The organism is Streptomyces sp. NPDC048171 (genome assembly GCF_043202655.1).
GTDB lineage: Bacteria > Actinomycetota > Actinomycetes > Streptomycetales > Streptomycetaceae > Streptomyces.
Genome location: NZ_JBIDAU010000001.1, coordinates 148,960 through 165,120 on the forward strand (window position 1 = coordinate 148,960; position 16,161 = coordinate 165,120).

The window sequence follows — 16,161 nt, forward strand, 5'->3', positions numbered from 1 at the left end:
CGCTCGACGGAGAGGGAGCCATGACAGCAGAATCGGCGTCGGGTCCGGTGCCCGCCTCCGCCGGGACCGTCACCACGGCCGTCCCGGCCCGCCTGGACCGCCTGCCCTGGTCGCGATGGCACTGGATGATCGTGATCGGCCTCGGCACCGTCTGGATCCTGGACGGTCTGGAGGTCACGATCGTCGGCAATGTCGCCGGACGCATCGCCGAGGACGGCAGCGGCCTCGACATCAGCTCCGCCCAGATCACCGGCCTCGCCGCCGCCCTGTACGTGGCGGGCGCGTGCTCGGGAGCCCTGTTCTTCGGCTGGCTGACCGACCGCTACGGCCGCAAGAAGCTGTTCATCACGACCCTGGTCGTCTACCTGGCGGCGACCGCGCTGACCGCCCTGTCCTTCGAGTCCTGGTGGTTCTTCCTCTTCCGCTTCCTCACCGGCTTCGGCATCGGCGGCGAGTACGCGGCCATCAACTCCGCGATCGACGAGCTGATCCCGTCCAAGTACCGGGGCCGGGTCGACCTCATCATCAACGGCAGCTACTGGCTGGGCGCCATCGGCGGCGCGCTGCTGTCGATCGTGATGCTGGACACCGACATCTTCCCCAAGGACCTCGGCTGGCGGCTCAGCTTCGGCCTCGGCGTCGTCCTCGGCCTGGTCATCCTGCTCGTACGGCGGCACGTGCCGGAGAGCCCACGGTGGCAGTTCATCCACGGCCAGGGCGAGAAGGCGGACACCCTCGTCTCGTCCGTGGAACGGGAGATCGAGGCGGAGAAGGGCGAGAAGCTGCCGCCGCCGGCCGGTGAGATCACCATCCACCAGCGCAAGAGCATCGGCTTCGGTCTGATCGCCAAGACCGTCTTCAGCCGCTACCCGCGCCGCGCCGTCCTCGGCCTCTCCCTCTTCATCGGCCAGGCCTTCCTCTACAACGCCATCACCTTCGGCTTCGGCACCATCCTCATCACCTTCTTCGACGTGCCGACCGGCAGCACCGGCTACTACTTCGCCGTCATCGCCGCCGGCAACTTCCTCGGCCCGCTGCTCCTCGGCCCGCTCTTCGACACGGTCGGGCGCCGGATCATGATCTCGGGTACGTATCTGCTGTCCGGCGTGCTGCTCTTCGGCACGGCGTACCTGTTCGACCGCGGCTCGCTCACGGCCACGACGATGACGGCCTGCTGGTGCGTGGTGCTGTTCTTCGCGTCGGCCGGCGCGTCCAGCGCCTACCTGACCGTCTCCGAGATCTTCCCGATGGAGACCCGGGCCATGGCCATCGCCTTCTTCTACGCCCTCGGCACCGCCGCCGGCGGCATCAGCGGCCCGCTGCTCTTCGCCGACCTGACGGAGTCCGGCGTGGTCGGGGACACTGTTCTCGCCTTCCAGGTCGGTGCCGGGCTGATGTGCGCGGCCGGTCTGGTGGCGGCGTTCCTGGCGGTGAAGGCGGAACGCCGTTCGCTTGAGGACATCGCCGAACCGCTGTCCTCGGTGAAGGCGCAGCCCTAGGGAAGAACGGGATCAGGAGCCACCCGATGACCATCCGCAGAATCGTCCCCAACCTGCACATCGAGTCCGAGGAGCTGTGGAACTCGAGCCGCGACTTCTACGGGCTCCTCGGCTTCGAGGAGGTCATGGACATGGGCTGGGTGACGACCCTGGCCTCGCCGTCCAACCCGACCGCCCAGATCAGCCTCTTCAGCGAGGAACGCACCGCGCCCGTCGTCCCCGACCTGAGCGTGGAGGTCGAGGACGTCGACGCGGTCTACACCCAGGTGGCCGCGTCGGGCGCGGAGATCGTACGGGAGCCTCAGGACGAGGAGTGGGGCGTGCGGCGCTTCTTCGTACGGGACCCGAACGGAAAGATCATCAACGTCCTGACCCACCGCACCTGACCGACTCCCGCGCGGCGCACCGGTCAGGCGCACCGCTCAGGCTCGCCGGCCGGCCTCACGCCAGACCGCTCAGGCGTGCCGGTCGGCCACCGCCCAGGAGGCCAGGGCCACCGCGTCGGCCACGCCGAGGAGGCGGGCCAGGTGCACACCTCCCCGGCCCGGGGTGGGACCCGCGAGGCCGGGACGGTGAGGGCATCAGGGCGGACCCGGCGCTCCTGACGCCAGAACGCTCAGGCGTGCCGGTCGGCCACCGCCCAGGAGGCCAGGGCCACCGCGCCGGCCACCCCGAGGACGGCGGGCCAGGCGCCCACCTTCTTGGCCAGGGGGTGGGATCCGGCGAAGCCCGCCACGTAGGCGGCCGTCAGGGCACCGGCGGCTGCGCCGCCCGCCCGCTGCCGCCACTGCTGTGCGGCGGCGGCCCCCGCCACGGCCAGCACGGCCCCGCCCAGCTCCCGCCGCTTGGTCCAGCGGGCCACGCCGAACCCGCCGACGAGACCGCCCGCGGCGACCGCCGCACTGGGAACCTTCGCCATCTCTGCCTCCTGCCACGCCACCGACTGATGCTTCCGAGGCTAATCACCGTCGTGCCCGGCGCACGCGCCGGGGTGAGCGCCTCTCCCGCGCCCGTCGGCGCGGGCGTACCCCCCGTTCGGCCGCAAGCCGCGCCCTGGCCGCGTCACTTCCGGGTATCCGCACGGTTGAGGGGGGACGGACGACCGAGGGAGCGCGCAGCCGATGAACACGCAGAGTCCCGGCACGGACCGGCCCCGCGCCCGGTCGGTCCGGGTGGACGGAGCGAGGGTGGCCTGCTGGGAGTCGGGGCCGCTCGACGCCGAACCCGTGCTGCTCCTGCACGGCTACCCCGCCAGCCACCACTGCTGGCGCCACCAGGTCCCGCCCCTCGCGGCCCGCCACCGGGTCGTCGCCCCGGACCTCCTCGGCTGGGGCGAGTCCGACCGCCCGCTCCACCTGCCCTTCGACTACGACACCGAGGTCGCCCGGCTCGGCCGGCTCCTGGACGCCCTGGGGCTCGACTCGGTGAACCTGGTCGGTCACGACTACGGCGGCTTCCTCGCCCTGGGCTTCACCGAGACCCACCCCGCGCGGGTACGCAGGCTGGCCGTCCTCAACAGCCGCGCGCACGCCACGTTCACCCGCCGCTGGTACGCCGTCTTCAGCCTGATCGGCATCGCCGGACGCACCCCCGCACTCCGGCCCGCGGCCATGCGCCTGCCGTACGCCGCCCTGCACCGCCGCACCTTCGCCCCGCTCGTCCGCGCGGGCCATCTCGACGCCCGCCTCCTGGACGGCTACGTCGACTGGATGGACACCCCGGAGGGCCGCCGCTGGCTGCTCCACTACTTCGGTGACTACCGCACCCCGCCCCGCCCCGAGCTGCGCCGCCGCCTGGGCGCGGTGACCTGCCCGACGGCGGTGGTCTGGGGCCGCGCGGACCCGTATCTGAGCCCGGACATCGCGACCGGGCTGGCCGCGGCCGTGCCCCGCGCCGAACTGACGATGCTGGACGACGCGGGGCACTGGGTGATGGACGAACGCCCGGCCGACGTCACGGCCGCCCTGCTCAGGCTGCTGGAACGGCCCGAACGGCCCGAAGGACCCGCCGCGAAGGGGTGAGACGCAGGTCACATGCGCGGATCTCCGCAGCCTGTCACATCACCCCCGCGCGCTCCGTCGTAGCGGTGTAGCCCCAGAGCGCACCACCGGCCACCCGGCCGGACCGGTCGGACGACCCACGACGGAGGACCCTCTCATGGAAGCTCGACTCGCCCTGTTCTCGAACCCCCTCGCCGGCAAGCTCCTGCGCCACATCAACTCGGCCGGCAAGGCCGTGACCGACTCGACGCTGCCGGCCGCGACCCAGGAACTGGTCAAGATCCGCGCCAGCCAGATCAACGGCTGCGGCTTCTGCCTCGACATGCACACCAAGGACGCCGCGAAGGCCGGGGAGACCTCCCTGCGCCTCAACCTGATCGCCGCCTGGCGCGAGGCCAAGGTCTTCACCGACGCCGAGCGCGCCGCCCTCGAACTGACCGAACAGGGCACCCGCATCGCCGACTCGGGCGGCGGCGTCACCGACGAGGCGTGGGCGAAGGCCGCCGAGCACTACGACGAGGAACAGCTGACCGCGCTGGTCGGACTGATCGCCATCATCAACACCTACAACCGCATGAACGTCATCACCCAGCAGCCGGCGGGCGACTACGAGCCGGGCATGTTCGGCTGATCCGCGGAGCCTCCCGGCCGGTGGACGGCGCGCCCCGAACGCCGGGGCGCGCCGTCCCGGCGGTTCAGTCGGCGTACAGCCGGACCGGCAGCCGCTGGTGCCCGTTGCTGATCAGCGAGGGCACGGGCGGCAGTTCCTCCGCCGGATCGGCGAGGCGGATGCCGGGGAAGCGGTCGAAGAGGCTCTGCAGCGCGAGCACGACCTCCATGCGGGCCAGCGGCGCGCCGAGGCAGAAGTGCACGCCGTGCCCGAACGCCAGGTGTTCCTTGACCACGCGCGTCGCGTCGAAGGTGTCGGCGTCGGTGTGCCAGTCCGGGTGCCGGTTGGCGGCGGCGTACGAGGCGAGGATCGCCTCCCCGCGGGCGATGGTCCGCCCGTCCGGCAGGGCGATGTCCGTGACCGCGTACCGCAATGGCAGGTGTTTGACCGCCGGTTCGTGACGCAGCGTCTCCTCCACCACGTCGCCCCAGGTGACGGCGGACTTGCGGACCAGTTCCAGCTGGTCGGGCTGGGTCAGCAGGGTGTGCACGGCCTGGTCGATGACGTTGACGGTGGTCTCGTAGCCGGCGCTGATCATCAGCAGCAGCGTGTCGCGCAGTTCCCCGGGGGAGAGCCGGGCACCGTCCCCCTCGTCGTCCCGGGCCGCGATGAGCAGGGACGTCATGTCGTCGCCCGGCGTGGCCCGCTTGTCGGCGATCAGCTCGTCCAGGACCCCGTACAGGCGGGCGGTGTTGGCCATCGCCTCGGCCTGGCTCAGCGTCGTGTCGAAGACGCCGTCGACGAGGGCGCGGAAGCCCTCCCGCTGGTCCTCGGGCACGCCCATGAGGTGACCGATCACCGCGATGGGCAGCGGATACGCCAGCTCCTGCCGCAGATCGACCGGCTGGTCGGCGGGCAGCTCCGCGAGCCGGTCGATCAGCCCCGCCACCATCCCCTCCACGGCCGGCCGCATCGCCTCGATGCGACGGGCGCTGAAGGCCGGGGCCACCAGCCGGCGCAGCTTGCGGTGGCCCTGGCCGTACGCGGTGAACATGTTCTCCACCGCCACCCACAGGGCGAGCGGCCAGGTGGTCACCACCTCACCGAAGGCGGGCCAGTGCGCCCGCCCGTCCTTGGAGACGTCCGGACTGGTCAGGAGCTGTTTGAGCAGGGCGGGGTCGGTGATCGACCAGGCTTCCACGCCGAGCACGTCCACCCGCGTGGCCGGGCCGCGCTCCCGCAGGGCGCGGTGCTCGGCGTGGTGACCGGCACCGGTGGGGTCGAGGACGAGGGGAGACTGCTGGGTCGCCATGACCTGGCTCCTTAGTGTGCGGCGGGGAAGGTGACGGGCAGCGATTCCAGGGCCCGGTGGAACGGGCCGGGACGCCAGGTGAGGTCGGCGAGGGGGCGGGCGAGGTCCGTCTCCGGCAGCGCGTCCAGGAGGTGGGTGACCGCGGTCTCCGCGATGAGGTAGGCGTGCGAACGGGCCGGGCAGGAGTGCGGGCCGATGCTCCAGGCCAGATGGGCCCGGTTGCCCGTGTGCCGGCCCTCGGGCACGCCCTCCGTCAGGGCCGGGTCGTTGTTCGCGGCCGCCATCGAGATCACCACCGGCTGGTCGGCCGGCAGCAGCACCCCCTCCACGTCGATGGGATACGGGGGATAGGAGATGCAGTAGTTGGCCATCGGCGGGTCGGTGTAGAGGACGGCGTCGAGCGCGTCGCGCACCGTGGACAGCCCGGCGTGCAGGTCGGCGGAGAACTCCTCGTCGGTGAGGATCTTCAGGATCGTGTTGCTGATCAGGTTGGTCAGCGGCTCGATCCCGGCACCGTAGAGCGTGACGAGCTGATGGCCCATCTCCTCGTCGGTCAGCTCCGCGGGGTGCAGCGTCAGCCGGGACGTGATGTCGTCGCCGGGGTGCTGCCGGCGCAGGGTCACGAGGTCGGAGACGGCCTGGGCGAGGATCTCGTTGCCGCGCTGGGCGTTCGTGGTGTCGAAGATCTTCGCCATGCCGTCGGCGATGCGCTGCCCGATCTCGTCCGGGCAGCCCAGCAGCGCGCTCAGGACGCTGAAGGCGATGGGGAACGAGTACTGGGTGAGCAGGTCCGCCGAGCCGGCGGTGCGGAACCCGTCGATGGCACCGTCGGCGACCTTCTCGACGAGGGCGCGCAGTCCGTGCTGGTCGACCTTTTCGATGGCGTGGGTGTTGGCGGACCGGTAGCGGGCGTGCTCGGCGCCGCCCGAGCGCAGCGCGTTGGGCCGCCACTCCATCATCGGCCGGACCGGGCAGGTCGCCGGGATCAGCTTCTCCCAGGCACGCGGGTCGGCCGGGAAGCGCAGCGGATCGTTGAGGATGCGGCGGGCCTGGTAGTAGCCGATCACCAGGGTCGCGGGGACACCGGGCGCCAGATCGACGGGGACGAGCGGACCGTGGGTGCGCCGCATGCGCCGGTACGCGGCGTGCGGATCCGCCGCGAACTCCGGTTCGTACAGGGCGATCCGGCCCGTTGGGCTCGTCGGCGCGGGCTCGGCGGAGGGCGACGTCATGGGCGGGACTCCAAGAGGGCGGCGGAGCGGTGCTCGCGCTGTTGCTGGTGCTCGGAGAGGTACTCGGTGAGCGTGATCAGGGCGTGCAGCGAGGACGTGCGGTCGCGGGCGTCGCAGGCCGTCAGCGGGGTGGCGGGTTCCAGGGCCAGCGCCTCGCGCAGCTCCGCTTCGGGGTAACCCGGCGCGCCGGGGAAGGTGTTGATCGCGACGGCGTACGGGATGCCGGCGCCGTCCAGGAGCCCGAGGGCGTCGTGGGACGCGTCGAGGTCACGGGTGTCGGCCAGCACGAGACAGCCGAGGGCGCCCTCCGCCAGGTCCTCCCACAGCGGCTGGAACCGGGACTGCCCCGGCAGCCCGAACAGGTACAGCGCGAGCCGCCCGTCGGCCATGTGGATGCGGCCGAAGTCCATCGCCACGGTCGTCGTCGTCTTGTGCGGGGTGCCGCGCAGGTCGTCCACGCCGGCGCTGGCCTGCGTGATGGGTTCCTCCATCCGCAGCGGCCGTACCTCCGAGACGCTGCCGATGAACGTCGTCTTGCCGACACCGAAGCCGCCCGCGACCACGATCTTGGCCGACCGCGTCACCGAGGCCGGGACGTAGGTGACGGGCGGGTCAGACCATGGAGCGCAGTCCACGGAGTACCTCCTGCAGCAGGTCGAAGTCGGGCTGGTGCTCGGTCGCGGCGACCGGGCTGGACAGGTGGCCGGAGTCCATCAGCGAGGAGACGAGGATCCGCACCGTGGAGGGCGGCAGCTCCAGCGCGGCGGCGATGTCGGCGACGGCCAGGCCGCCGTCCGCGCCGGCGAACAGCCGCATCACCCGGCGGGCGTCCGGGGCGAGGGTGTCCGTGGGGCCGGTCGCGGCGATGACCACGCTCTCCGGGCGCACGTCCTCGCGCGCGCGGACCTGGCCCCCGGTACGGACGTAGGGCCTGACCATGTCGGGGTCACGCCGCGGCCCCGTCATGCCGTCGAGCCGCCTTCCGCGCCTCCCGCGCCCGTCGCGCCCTCGGCGACCGGCACGCGTTCCGCCGTGCCCAGTTCGTGCCCCACCCGGGTGGCGAGCCGCACCATGTGGTGGGAGATCAGCCCGACGTCGGCGTCGGGCCCGGTCGTGCACACCGACAGCATGGTGTTCTTCGCGGCGGTGGTCGTCAGTCCGATGCAGCCGACCGACTCGATCAGCAGCTGGCGCATGCCCGCCCCGCCGGTGAACTCGTCCCAGGCCTTGCCCGCCGCCCGCAGCGCCGCGGTCAGCGCCGCGAACTTCTCCCCGTCGTCCTGGCCGATCGTCGCCGTACGGGCCTTCAGCAGCCCGTCGCTGCTCATCAACACGGCGTAGCGGACGCCCTCGACGGTGCCGAGTTCCTGGTCGAGCAGCCAGCCCAGGCTGTTGGTGTGTGTGTCTTGCACGATCAGTGTCCTTCGTCGTGAGCGGCGTCGCGGGCGGCCGGGTGGGGGGCGTTGTGGGCGGCGGTGGGGGAGGCTTGGGCGGCCTCGCGGGGAGTGCCCCGGTCCGTGCTCCCGGCATCCGTCGCGGCCGGTGCGGGCTCCCCGTCGCGGCCGCGCCGGGTGCCGGCGGCCCAGGCGGCGGCGACGGCCGGACGGCCGGGCTCGGTGTCGGCGGCCGGTGCGGGGCGTGGGCGCGACGGGGCCGGGGCGGGGGAGCGGCGGCGGACGGTGAGGCCGCTGGCGGTGGTGGTGGGGGGTGCGGGGGTGGTGGCGGGCGCGGTCGTGGGCGCAGGTGCTGATGCCGGTGCGGGCTCCGGTGCTGGTGCTGGTACCGGTGCGGGTTCCGGGCTGGGGGCGGCTGGTTCGTGCTCCGGCGTGGGCTCGTGCGTGGGCTGGTGCGCGGGCTCGGTGGTGAGGGCCGGGGCGGGAGTGGGGGCGGGCGCGGGCGCCGGGGGCGTGGGAGCGGTGGCCGACGGGGCGGCGGTCGCGGCGACGGGCTCAGCCGTCCCCGTGACGGACCCCGCCGCCGTTCCTGATACAGCCCCGGCGGCAGTCCCCGCCCCGCTCCCCGCCCCTCGTCCCGCCGCGGGATCGACGAGCAGGTTCTTCGGCAGGACGACCATGGCCCGGGTCCCCTGGTAGATGTTCGGCGCGGTCAGCTCGACGCGGAAGCCGTAGTTCTCCGCGAGCAGGGACGCCACGCGCAGCCCGGTCTGGGGGTGGGCGCCGAGGCGGGTGATGTCGTCGCGCTGCTCGCCGGACATCACGTTGCCGGCCCACAGCAGCCGCTCGTCGTCCATGCGCAGCCCGGCGTCGTCCACGATCAGGAAGCAGGCGTGGTGCCCCTGTTCGAGGGAGACGTGGACACTTGCGGCGGGCGGGGAGTAGCGCAGCGCGTTGTCCAGCAGGACGGCGAGCGCGTGCACGACCGCCTCCACCGCGCGTCCCTCGACCACCACGGACCCCATGTCGGGGTGCTTGATCCGCTCGTACCCCTCGATCCGGCCCATCGCCGCCCGCGTGATGTCGGTCAGCGAGGTGGCGGGCCAGCGCCGGGACAGCTTGTCCCCGGCGAGTACGGAGTACCCCGACGCGGTGAGCAGCATCTGCTGCGCGAGGTGGTCGATCTCCACCAGCGTCGCGTACGCCTCGTCCGAGATGTGCCGCCGTACGCCCTGGCTGACGGCCCGGCCGAGCCGCGCCGACCGGGCCACGACGTTGTTGGCGAAGCCGCGCACGGCGGCCCGGGCCACGCCGACGGACTCGTGCCGCACCTGCGCGACGTGCCGCTCGGTGTCCTGCCGGACCTGCTCGGCGGCCTGGGCCGCGGCATGGGCGGCCGCAGCCCGCTCCTGCCCCCGCACGTCCGCCACGGCCGAGGCGACCGCCCCGGGGACGGCACGCAGCCGCTCGGCGAGCGGGGTCCCTTCGAGCTGCGCCGGCACGAGGAGCCCGCCCGCTTCGGGTCCTTCACCGCCCTTGGCCGCCGCGGGGATCACGTTGGCCGCGAGGTGCCCCACGCACTGCTCGGCCGCGACGAGTTGCAGGGTGAGCCGGTCGGCGTGCTCGCGCAGCTGATCGGCCCGGCGGCGGGCCTCGTCGCGTTTGCGCCGGAAATACCACGCGGCCCCGACTCCGGCCACCGCCAGCAACGCGGTGGCGCTCACTATCAGTTCAGTCATCAGGTCCTCACGGATCGGAAGCCGTCGGTGGGGGTGGGCCGAGACCGGCGGAGGGCGGCGCGAAGGCGCGGAGCGCGAAGGCGCCGAGCGCGAGGCGCGGGACGACGCACCGGCACGCCCGTGGCACGGCCGGGGTCGTCAACAGGCCGAAGAGAACCGGTGCTGTCTGCCGGGACCACCGCGCGCCGAGGAGTCGGCGATCCGTGGGACGGTGAGGGCGACGCACGACATGGGTCTCCAAGCAACACACGAGGCCTGTACGAGCTGGGGGTGACGACGACGCGGACTCGGGGCACCCCGGACCGCGAGGGCCCTGACCTGCCTCGAACTCCCGTACCCACGACCGTCGTTCGACGTACGGGAAGGGACCCTACCGCTTGTGCTCACGCCTCGTGCCGGCCTCGTGACCATGAACTGGGGCCGCCGGGGGATTGGGGCGAAAAATGCGCGGATGACGGCTGACCCCACTTGGCCGAAAAGGGGTTGGCCTTGTGGCATAACACCCTGGTAATTGACGGAGGTGGGTGTCACCCCGACGCCAGCTGCTCCGCGATCTCCTTGATCCAGCCATCCGTCCTGGACGGGTCGTTGAGGCTCGCCACCCACGCCTCCTGGTCGAGCTTGTGGTCGGCGGGACCCGACTTGAGCGCGATGAGCAGGGACATGCCGGACTGCCGCATCTCCTCGGTCGTACCGCCGCTCCCGGCAATGTCGGGCCCCGCGGCGAGGGCGTAGATCTCCCGCGCCATGGCCGCCCGCTCGCCCTTGGACACCTTCTTCCAGAACTTCAGGGCGTGCTGGAGCGATTCCTTGCGGGAGGCCGCCTCGGCAGGGGTCTCGCCCTCCTTGGCCCAGACCTCCGGGTGGCGGACTTCCTCGTACCGCTTGGTGGCGGCGCGGAGCGCCTTGTACAGGGTGACGCCGAGGACGAGTCCGGCGCCGGCTCCGGCGAGGCCCCAGCCGACCGGATTGGACGCGAGCCCGGCCGTTCCCGCCGCGACCGCCGTCACGACCCCGGCCGCGGCCTTGGTGGACTCACCCAACGCGCCACCGACCGTCTCCTTGCCGATCTTGGTGAGCTGCTTCTTCTTCGCGTACCCCTGGACCGTGCCCAGCTTCTCCACGTTCTTCTCGGCGCGCTGGAGCGTCTCGGCGGCGTCACGGGCTTCCCCCATCGCCTCCCAGGCGGCGTCGACGGCCTCGCCGATCAGCTCCAGCCGTCCCTCGCCCTCATGCTTCCAGTAGGCGTCCAGCGCGACGTACGCCTCCGCCGCGGCCCAGTTGGCGTGCTCCCGCGACTCGTTCAGCCGGGCCAGTGACTCGGCGTGGACGAGCTGCGGATCGCCCAGCTCCTTCACCCGCTTGTACTTGCGGGCCGCCCCGCCGACCCGGAACACGGACCGGACGCTCTTCATCCCGGCGACGGCGGCGCTGGCGATACCGCTCGCCTCGGAGGTGACGGCGGCGTCCGCCGCCTTCTGGATCTTCGTCACTTCCTTGGCGATGGCCGCGCTGTAGGCCCCCGAACCGGCGGCCCCGACGACCGCGTCGGTCCCCTTGGTCTTGGCCCTCTTGTTCGCGGTGTGGTGCTCGGCCCCGTCCCCGGCCTTCTTGGCGTCCTTCATGCTCTTGTACGCGTCCATACCGCTGACCACGGTGCCGGCGGCCTCGGTGAGGAGGTTCCCCGACGCGGCGGAGGTCCCCGACGCGGCGGCGGAGTGCTTGAGCCCCTCGTTGGCCGAGACGGCGGCCTGCTGGGTGAAGCCGGCGTTGGTGGGCGTCTGGACGCCCTTGATCCAGGTGTCGATGGGTTCGAGATTCTTCTTGAACCGGTCGAGCAGCCCGGCGATCCGATCCCGGTAGTTCCGCCGCGTCTTCGCCCCGTCACCCCCGGCACCGGCCCCCTCGGGCGCCTTGCCCTTGTCGGCGCCCCGGGCCCGCTGCACGGCTGCGGTGGCGGCTCGGTTACCGGCGCTCCCCTGGATCCCGAGCAGCGCCTGTTCCGCCGACCGCCCGGACGCACCCCCGTCTCGTCCACTTTCCCGACGCTGCCGGGCCGACACGATGGTGGCCACGGACTGCCGTGTCTCGGTTCGGTGGACCGGGCTGCTCATGGGTGTACCTCTCCTGTACCGGACGGGGCGAGGCGAAGGTAGCCAGGCTTGGCGAACGGGAGGGGAGCGGTGGGGGAAATCTTTGGGGATGGTGGGGGGCGGGTTGTGGTGAGGGGGATCGGTGGTGCTCGAGCTTCCTGACTGGCGGTGGGTGACGGCATGCCCTCACGGGTGCTGGGCGTTGTATATCCGTTTGGCAGCCGCGGTGTAGGGCCTGTTGTGCAGGTCCCGGTCTGACGCAGAGTCCCCAGGCATCCCGGGTTCGCTTACAACGCGTCGATGAAGAGATGCCAAGCCTCAGTGCCCACGGCGATGACAGGGCCATCCGCGCATTTCGAGTCCCGTATCAGCGTTCGGGGTGAGCCGTACGCGCACTCGACGCACTCGGTGGCATTGCCGCCGCTGTACGACGACTTGAACCATGCCGGGTCAGAGGCACCCTGGAGAGGGAGAAACATTCACAGCTCCTTGCGGACGCGTTGGATCAAGGCAGACGAAGCTTCCATGTCCAACGCTTGTGCGCGGAGGTACTCGAACGCAAGTCGGTAGCGCTCCAGTTCCTCCTCCTTCTCCATGAAGAGGGAGCCGGTATGGAAGTCGACGTACACGACGTCGAGTGCCGGCTCCGCGCCGCCGATCATGACAAAGCTTCCGAGAGCAGCGGCATGGGCGCCCTTGGCGAAGGGAAGCACCTGCAACGTCGTGTGAGGTGCATCGTTCGCCGCGAGCAGCCGGTCGAGCTGCTCCTTCATCGCTTGCGGTGAGCCCACAACACGACGGATAACGGACTCGTCGATGATCGCCCACAGATGCAGGGGCTTCGGGCGGGTGAGGATCTCCTGCCGCTTCATGCGAATGTCCACCAGCCGTTCGATCTCATCCGGCGGCAAGGGGATTTCATTGGCCCGCTGAAGGGCGGTGCTGTAGGCGCGAGTCTGGAGGAGCCCGGGTACGTAGACGCATGCGAAGTGGTTCTCGCGCACGGCCTCGTCCTCAAGGGTGAGCAGCAAGTCCATGCTCTCGGGGATGGAGTCGGCGAACGAATTCCACCACCCCTGCTGTTTGGCGTCCCTGGCCAGCCGTACGACGGCTTCGCGCTCGGCCTCGGCAGCTCCATATTCACGGCACAGTGCATCGACCACGATCCACCTCACCGGTCCCGCCTGCGTCTCGTAGCGGCTCACCGTGGCCTTGGAGACCCCAACCAGTCGGCCAGCCTCTTCCAGGGTCAGGCCCTTGCTGGCGCGCAACTTTCGCAATGCCGCGCCGAGTTGACGGCGGCGTGTGGTGGTCCTCGCGGTCATGCGGACTTCCTCCTGCGCGTGCGCCGGGCGGTCGCTCCGGGCCTGCTCAGGCTAGGCAGCGAGGGTAACTCCCACCATCAGATTCACTCAGATGGGTCTCGTGAGAAGTTACATAGAGAGACTTCTCTGTGTCATTCTCGCTTACGGATCGCTACGCAGTGCAGTCATCCGGACACGACGGGTGCGGCATGTGTGTGGCCTGGGAGGGAGAAGATGAGCATGTCCGGCAACGAGGTGAGGAAGCGTCAGGCCCGAACTGTTGTGCCTTTCAGGGCAGTTCCTGACGAGGTGAGGCTGCTGCGGCAGGCCGCTAAAGCGCAGTTGCGGCAGTGGGGCGTGCCTCATGCAGCGGCGGATACGGAGTTGGTGGTCACAGAGCTGGCCACAAATGTCATCAAGCACGTAGGGGAAGGCACCTCCGCCACGTTGGTGTTGGAGTGGGGCACCGAACGGTTGCGTGTAGAAGTCCACGACAAGAGCCATTCGATGCCCTCAGTGTCCCCAGCCGGCTGTGACGATGAATGCGGGCGTGGACTGCACTTGCTAGCCGTGGTGACGGCGGACCGGGGGACGGTGCTGACGGCGGCCGGGAAATCGGTGTGGTGCGAGATCGCACTTGGGCCTGAGCAGGCCTGTCAGCGGATGGAGCGGGCCGTAGCGGCGCTGGAGGGCTACCGACCTGGGGGCACCACCACTCGACAGGGTCGTTTGCGAGACGCCGTCCTCAAGGAGTCGGCTGTGGAGCTGATCGCTGACTTGCTGCACTGGACGGCTTCGTGTGGCTTCGATCCAGACGACATTCTGGACCAAGCCCAGTCGCACTACGAGGCTGAGCCGGGCGTTGCCGCCTGAGGGCAGCGCGCGGGTGCACAGGGCTCAGCCAGCAGTACTGCGTTCCCACTCGGCGGCAAGCCTGGTTTCGGTCCGCTTCGGCACGGCACTGACGAGCCGGGCCCTGCTATCTGGGCAGCCCGTACCCGTCTGCTCGGGCGAGAGCCGACCCTGGGTGGGCGGCGGCCGTCCGCAGAAGTGCTTCCGCGTCCTCGACGGCCTGTTGCTCGTGCAGTATCAGCGCTGCCCGCACTACGTCCTGGTCGTTGTGGTCGCGGCCATAGATGTGCACCAGGTTGTCAGCCAGGTCGTCCTGCCCCTGTGTCCGCAGCAGAGCTACTAGCAAGGCCACTTCCGCCGGGGTGTATGCCTCGGCCGTATGCCGTAGAAGCGCGAGAGTGCTGTCCGGCCGGCCGCCGTGGAGCAGCTCTTCAGCGCGGTGGCCGACGTTGCGGGCAGCGAGGGTTCCGCTTTTGCTCTGTTGCCGGTCCCCTCGTCGTGGGGGGACCGGCAACAGACTTGCGGTGCAAGCCGCCCCCTGAACCGTTCGCGGGCCGGCTTCGCTTACCGGCGTCGGGTCAGAGGACCTCGCCCGTTGCGTCTCCTGCTTCAGTGCGGCGGTGCGCTGGCGGAGTTCCGTGAGTTCCCGGGCTCTTTCTGCCGCCGACCGTTCCAGCCGTTCATGGGATTCCTGCAGGGCCCGGAGTTTCTGTCCAGCGACACGCGCCGCGTCTCTGTGTCGCGAGCAGTTGCCGCATCGTTCCTGCTCGGCTCTGGCTCGTAGTTCCAGCAGCTCATCCTTTGTGGTGCGGATGGTCTGGCTGCCTCCGGCGTCCCGGCAAGCAATGTCGAAGATCAGGGAGGCCACCCCGGCTGGTGGGATGCGCCGACCCTGGAGGTATCGCGTCAGTGCGGTCTCGCTGACGTGCAAGTACTCGGCTGCCTGGGCCTGTGTCGGGTGGATGACCACCGCCCCGTGAGGAGCCGTGACGGTCAGGTGGCGGCAGATTGATTGCAGTGCCGCAGCGAGTCGCCGCCTGTCTGGCGGCACGCTTTCGTCGAGTTCCTTCTCCGTCCACGCGAAGGGACGGCGACTGCTGCTGCGCGCTGCCATGGTGGCAAACCCCCCGTTTTTTGGCTGAACCAGATGATTTTGGCCGCTGGTTGGTGCTGTCGTTCGCCATTGTGCCGGAGGCCAACTGGCCGCCGCCTGGCGGTTTTTGATTCTTCTCTTGCCAGTTAGTGCGCAAGTTCCGTCGAGAGGGTTCAAAGCGGTTTCGATGTGCCACGATTTAGGAGTCAGGTGCCATTGGTGAGGGAGAGGGAATCGCGGTTCGTGAATGGCGCGTACATGCCATTTGGGCTGGATGCAGGCCGTCTAATCGTGTGCGTTTTCTAGGGGAGGGGACCGTCATGACGATGCCGTCTTGGCAGGAGACCAGTGTCGGAAAGCACAAGCTCGGGAGCATGGCGCGTGCCGCGCTCTGGCTGATCCAAGTAGTAGGGGAGGACGAGATCTTCACCGTGGCCAAGCTGCGGGAGGCTTTCCCCGACGTCGCGCAGATCGACCGGCGCATGCGTGGCCTGCGTGACTACGGCTGGGAGATCTCGACGGCCCGCGAGGATCCGGAGCTGCTGCCGCAGGAGCGTCGGTTCGTGACGCGTGGCAAGGACGTGTGGGTGCCGGGCCAGGCCAAGGGGCCGAGCCACAAGTCGAGCATCACCAACGCTCAGCGGGCGAAGGTGATGCAGGCTGACGGATATCTGTGCCGTACGTGCGGCATCGCGGCCGGCGAGGCGTACGAGGACGGTGTCACGCAGGCGGTGCTCAACATCGCCAGGCGGCAGGTGACGCTGGCGGACGGCAGCGTCACCCACCAGCTGGTTACCGAGTGCCAGCGGTGCGGCCGGGGCACCGTGGACCGGGCCGTGCACCTGGGGGAGGTGCTTTCCCGGATCGAGTCGCTGGCTCCCCTTGAGCGGAGCGTGCTGAGCGGCTGGGTGAAGAACGACCAGCGTACGTACAGCTCGCTGGAGGTGCTGTGGGGTATGTACCGGACCCTGCCGGATGACTCCCGTAAGGCTGTGGCCGACGCTCTTGACGGTACGGACGACTGAGACAGGAC

General features: G+C 70.5%; 17 protein-coding genes. 6 read left to right on the top strand and 11 right to left on the bottom strand.

The window, feature by feature from the left end; translation table 11 throughout:
* Positions 1-20 precede the first annotated feature (20 nt).
* Together ACGF3J_RS00645 and ACGF3J_RS00650 are read left to right on the top strand one after the other, a co-directional pair.
* Complete coding sequence (locus tag ACGF3J_RS00645) at positions 21-1,499, top strand: MFS transporter (protein WP_386932432.1); 1,479 nt, start codon at positions 21-23, stop codon at positions 1,497-1,499.
* Between the two features lie 26 nt (positions 1,500-1,525).
* Positions 1,526-1,885, top strand: coding sequence for a VOC family protein (locus ACGF3J_RS00650; RefSeq protein WP_161326833.1), 360 nt, complete (start codon positions 1,526-1,528; stop codon positions 1,883-1,885).
* 230 nt (positions 1,886-2,115) lie between these two features.
* On the opposite strand, the gene ACGF3J_RS00655 is transcribed toward ACGF3J_RS00650, so the two are convergent.
* Positions 2,116-2,418 carry a hypothetical protein gene (locus ACGF3J_RS00655; protein ID WP_393853299.1) on the bottom strand — a complete coding sequence of 101 codons (303 nt, stop codon included), beginning with the start codon at positions 2,416-2,418 and terminating at the stop codon, positions 2,116-2,118.
* A gap of 202 nt (positions 2,419-2,620) precedes the next feature.
* Between ACGF3J_RS00655 and ACGF3J_RS00660 the strand changes: the two genes are divergently transcribed.
* Positions 2,621-3,520: an alpha/beta fold hydrolase gene (locus tag ACGF3J_RS00660; RefSeq protein ID WP_393853300.1), complete on the top strand. Its 900-nt coding sequence runs from the start codon at positions 2,621-2,623 to the stop codon at positions 3,518-3,520.
* 136 nt (positions 3,521-3,656) lie between these two features.
* Positions 3,657-4,130 (top strand): carboxymuconolactone decarboxylase family protein, encoded by a 474-nt coding sequence (locus ACGF3J_RS00665; protein WP_161326836.1) that lies wholly within the window; start codon positions 3,657-3,659, stop codon positions 4,128-4,130.
* A gap of 64 nt (positions 4,131-4,194) precedes the next feature.
* Here ACGF3J_RS00665 and ACGF3J_RS00670 read toward each other — a convergent pair whose 3' ends face one another.
* From ACGF3J_RS00670 to ACGF3J_RS00710, 9 genes are all read right to left on the bottom strand, one after another.
* A complete protein-coding gene (locus ACGF3J_RS00670) occupies positions 4,195-5,421 on the bottom strand; it encodes a cytochrome P450 (RefSeq protein WP_161326837.1) in 1,227 nt (408 codons plus the stop codon).
* Between the two features lie 11 nt (positions 5,422-5,432).
* On the bottom strand, positions 5,433-6,653 hold the full coding sequence (locus ACGF3J_RS00675) for a cytochrome P450 (RefSeq protein WP_161326838.1): 1,221 nt from the start codon (positions 6,651-6,653) through the stop codon (positions 5,433-5,435).
* The gene (locus ACGF3J_RS00680; RefSeq protein WP_161326839.1) at positions 6,650-7,288 is read right to left on the bottom strand and encodes an ATP/GTP-binding protein; all 639 of its coding nucleotides are present in this window, start codon (positions 7,286-7,288) and stop codon (positions 6,650-6,652) included. The genes ACGF3J_RS00675 and ACGF3J_RS00680 overlap by 4 nt, the downstream gene beginning before the upstream one ends.
* Positions 7,266-7,619: a DUF742 domain-containing protein gene (locus tag ACGF3J_RS00685; protein WP_125494343.1), complete on the bottom strand. Its 354-nt coding sequence runs from the start codon at positions 7,617-7,619 to the stop codon at positions 7,266-7,268. The genes ACGF3J_RS00680 and ACGF3J_RS00685 overlap by 23 nt, the downstream gene beginning before the upstream one ends.
* A complete protein-coding gene (locus tag ACGF3J_RS00690; RefSeq protein WP_161326840.1) occupies positions 7,616-8,065 on the bottom strand; it encodes a roadblock/LC7 domain-containing protein in 450 nt (149 codons plus the stop codon). Before ACGF3J_RS00690 ends, ACGF3J_RS00685 begins: the two co-directional genes overlap by 4 nt.
* A gap of 2 nt (positions 8,066-8,067) precedes the next feature.
* Complete coding sequence (locus tag ACGF3J_RS00695) at positions 8,068-9,786, bottom strand: ATP-binding protein (protein WP_393853301.1); 1,719 nt, start codon at positions 9,784-9,786, stop codon at positions 8,068-8,070.
* A 527-nt stretch (positions 9,787-10,313) separates the two neighbouring features.
* Positions 10,314-11,900 (bottom strand): hypothetical protein, encoded by a 1,587-nt coding sequence (locus ACGF3J_RS00700; protein ID WP_393853302.1) that lies wholly within the window; start codon positions 11,898-11,900, stop codon positions 10,314-10,316.
* Between the two features lie 266 nt (positions 11,901-12,166).
* Entirely contained in the window at positions 12,167-12,358 is a 192-nt protein-coding gene (locus ACGF3J_RS00705; protein ID WP_393853303.1) for a DUF397 domain-containing protein, read from the bottom strand.
* Positions 12,359-13,204, bottom strand: a complete 846-nt coding sequence (locus ACGF3J_RS00710) for a helix-turn-helix domain-containing protein (RefSeq protein WP_393853304.1) — start codon at positions 13,202-13,204, stop codon at positions 12,359-12,361.
* A 219-nt stretch (positions 13,205-13,423) separates the two neighbouring features.
* Between ACGF3J_RS00710 and ACGF3J_RS00715 the strand changes: the two genes are divergently transcribed.
* A complete protein-coding gene (locus ACGF3J_RS00715) occupies positions 13,424-14,056 on the top strand; it encodes an ATP-binding protein (RefSeq protein ID WP_393853305.1) in 633 nt (210 codons plus the stop codon).
* Positions 14,057-14,162: 106 nt separating this feature from the next.
* Here ACGF3J_RS00715 and ACGF3J_RS00720 read toward each other — a convergent pair whose 3' ends face one another.
* The gene (locus tag ACGF3J_RS00720; RefSeq protein ID WP_393853306.1) at positions 14,163-15,149 is read right to left on the bottom strand and encodes a hypothetical protein; all 987 of its coding nucleotides are present in this window, start codon (positions 15,147-15,149) and stop codon (positions 14,163-14,165) included.
* A gap of 299 nt (positions 15,150-15,448) precedes the next feature.
* On the opposite strand from ACGF3J_RS00720, the gene ACGF3J_RS00725 reads away from it, so the two are divergent.
* The gene (locus ACGF3J_RS00725; protein ID WP_393853307.1) at positions 15,449-16,153 is read left to right on the top strand and encodes a hypothetical protein; all 705 of its coding nucleotides are present in this window, start codon (positions 15,449-15,451) and stop codon (positions 16,151-16,153) included.
* Positions 16,154-16,161 lie beyond the last annotated feature (8 nt).

Excerpts from the sequence above, each read along its gene's own strand:
- ACGF3J_RS00645 (WP_386932432.1), top strand. The coding sequence starts at position 21 with ATGACAGCAGAATCGGCGTCGGGTCCGGTGCCCGCCTCCGCCGGGACC.
- ACGF3J_RS00650 (WP_161326833.1), top strand. The coding sequence starts at position 1,526 with ATGACCATCCGCAGAATCGTCCCCAACCTGCACATCGAGTCCGAGGAG.
- ACGF3J_RS00655 (WP_393853299.1), bottom strand. The coding sequence starts at position 2,418 with ATGGCGAAGGTTCCCAGTGCGGCGGTCGCCGCGGGCGGTCTCGTCGGC.
- ACGF3J_RS00660 (WP_393853300.1), top strand. The coding sequence starts at position 2,621 with ATGAACACGCAGAGTCCCGGCACGGACCGGCCCCGCGCCCGGTCGGTC.
- ACGF3J_RS00665 (WP_161326836.1), top strand. The coding sequence starts at position 3,657 with ATGGAAGCTCGACTCGCCCTGTTCTCGAACCCCCTCGCCGGCAAGCTC.
- ACGF3J_RS00670 (WP_161326837.1), bottom strand. The coding sequence starts at position 5,421 with ATGGCGACCCAGCAGTCTCCCCTCGTCCTCGACCCCACCGGTGCCGGT.
- ACGF3J_RS00675 (WP_161326838.1), bottom strand. The coding sequence starts at position 6,653 with ATGACGTCGCCCTCCGCCGAGCCCGCGCCGACGAGCCCAACGGGCCGG.
- ACGF3J_RS00685 (WP_125494343.1), bottom strand. The coding sequence starts at position 7,619 with ATGACGGGGCCGCGGCGTGACCCCGACATGGTCAGGCCCTACGTCCGT.
- ACGF3J_RS00695 (WP_393853301.1), bottom strand. The coding sequence starts at position 9,786 with ATGACTGAACTGATAGTGAGCGCCACCGCGTTGCTGGCGGTGGCCGGA.
- ACGF3J_RS00700 (WP_393853302.1), bottom strand. The coding sequence starts at position 11,900 with ATGAGCAGCCCGGTCCACCGAACCGAGACACGGCAGTCCGTGGCCACC.
- ACGF3J_RS00705 (WP_393853303.1), bottom strand. The coding sequence starts at position 12,358 with ATGTTTCTCCCTCTCCAGGGTGCCTCTGACCCGGCATGGTTCAAGTCG.
- ACGF3J_RS00710 (WP_393853304.1), bottom strand. The coding sequence starts at position 13,204 with ATGACCGCGAGGACCACCACACGCCGCCGTCAACTCGGCGCGGCATTG.
- ACGF3J_RS00715 (WP_393853305.1), top strand. The coding sequence starts at position 13,424 with ATGTCCGGCAACGAGGTGAGGAAGCGTCAGGCCCGAACTGTTGTGCCT.
- ACGF3J_RS00720 (WP_393853306.1), bottom strand. The coding sequence starts at position 15,149 with ATGGCAGCGCGCAGCAGCAGTCGCCGTCCCTTCGCGTGGACGGAGAAG.
- ACGF3J_RS00725 (WP_393853307.1), top strand. The coding sequence starts at position 15,449 with ATGACGATGCCGTCTTGGCAGGAGACCAGTGTCGGAAAGCACAAGCTC.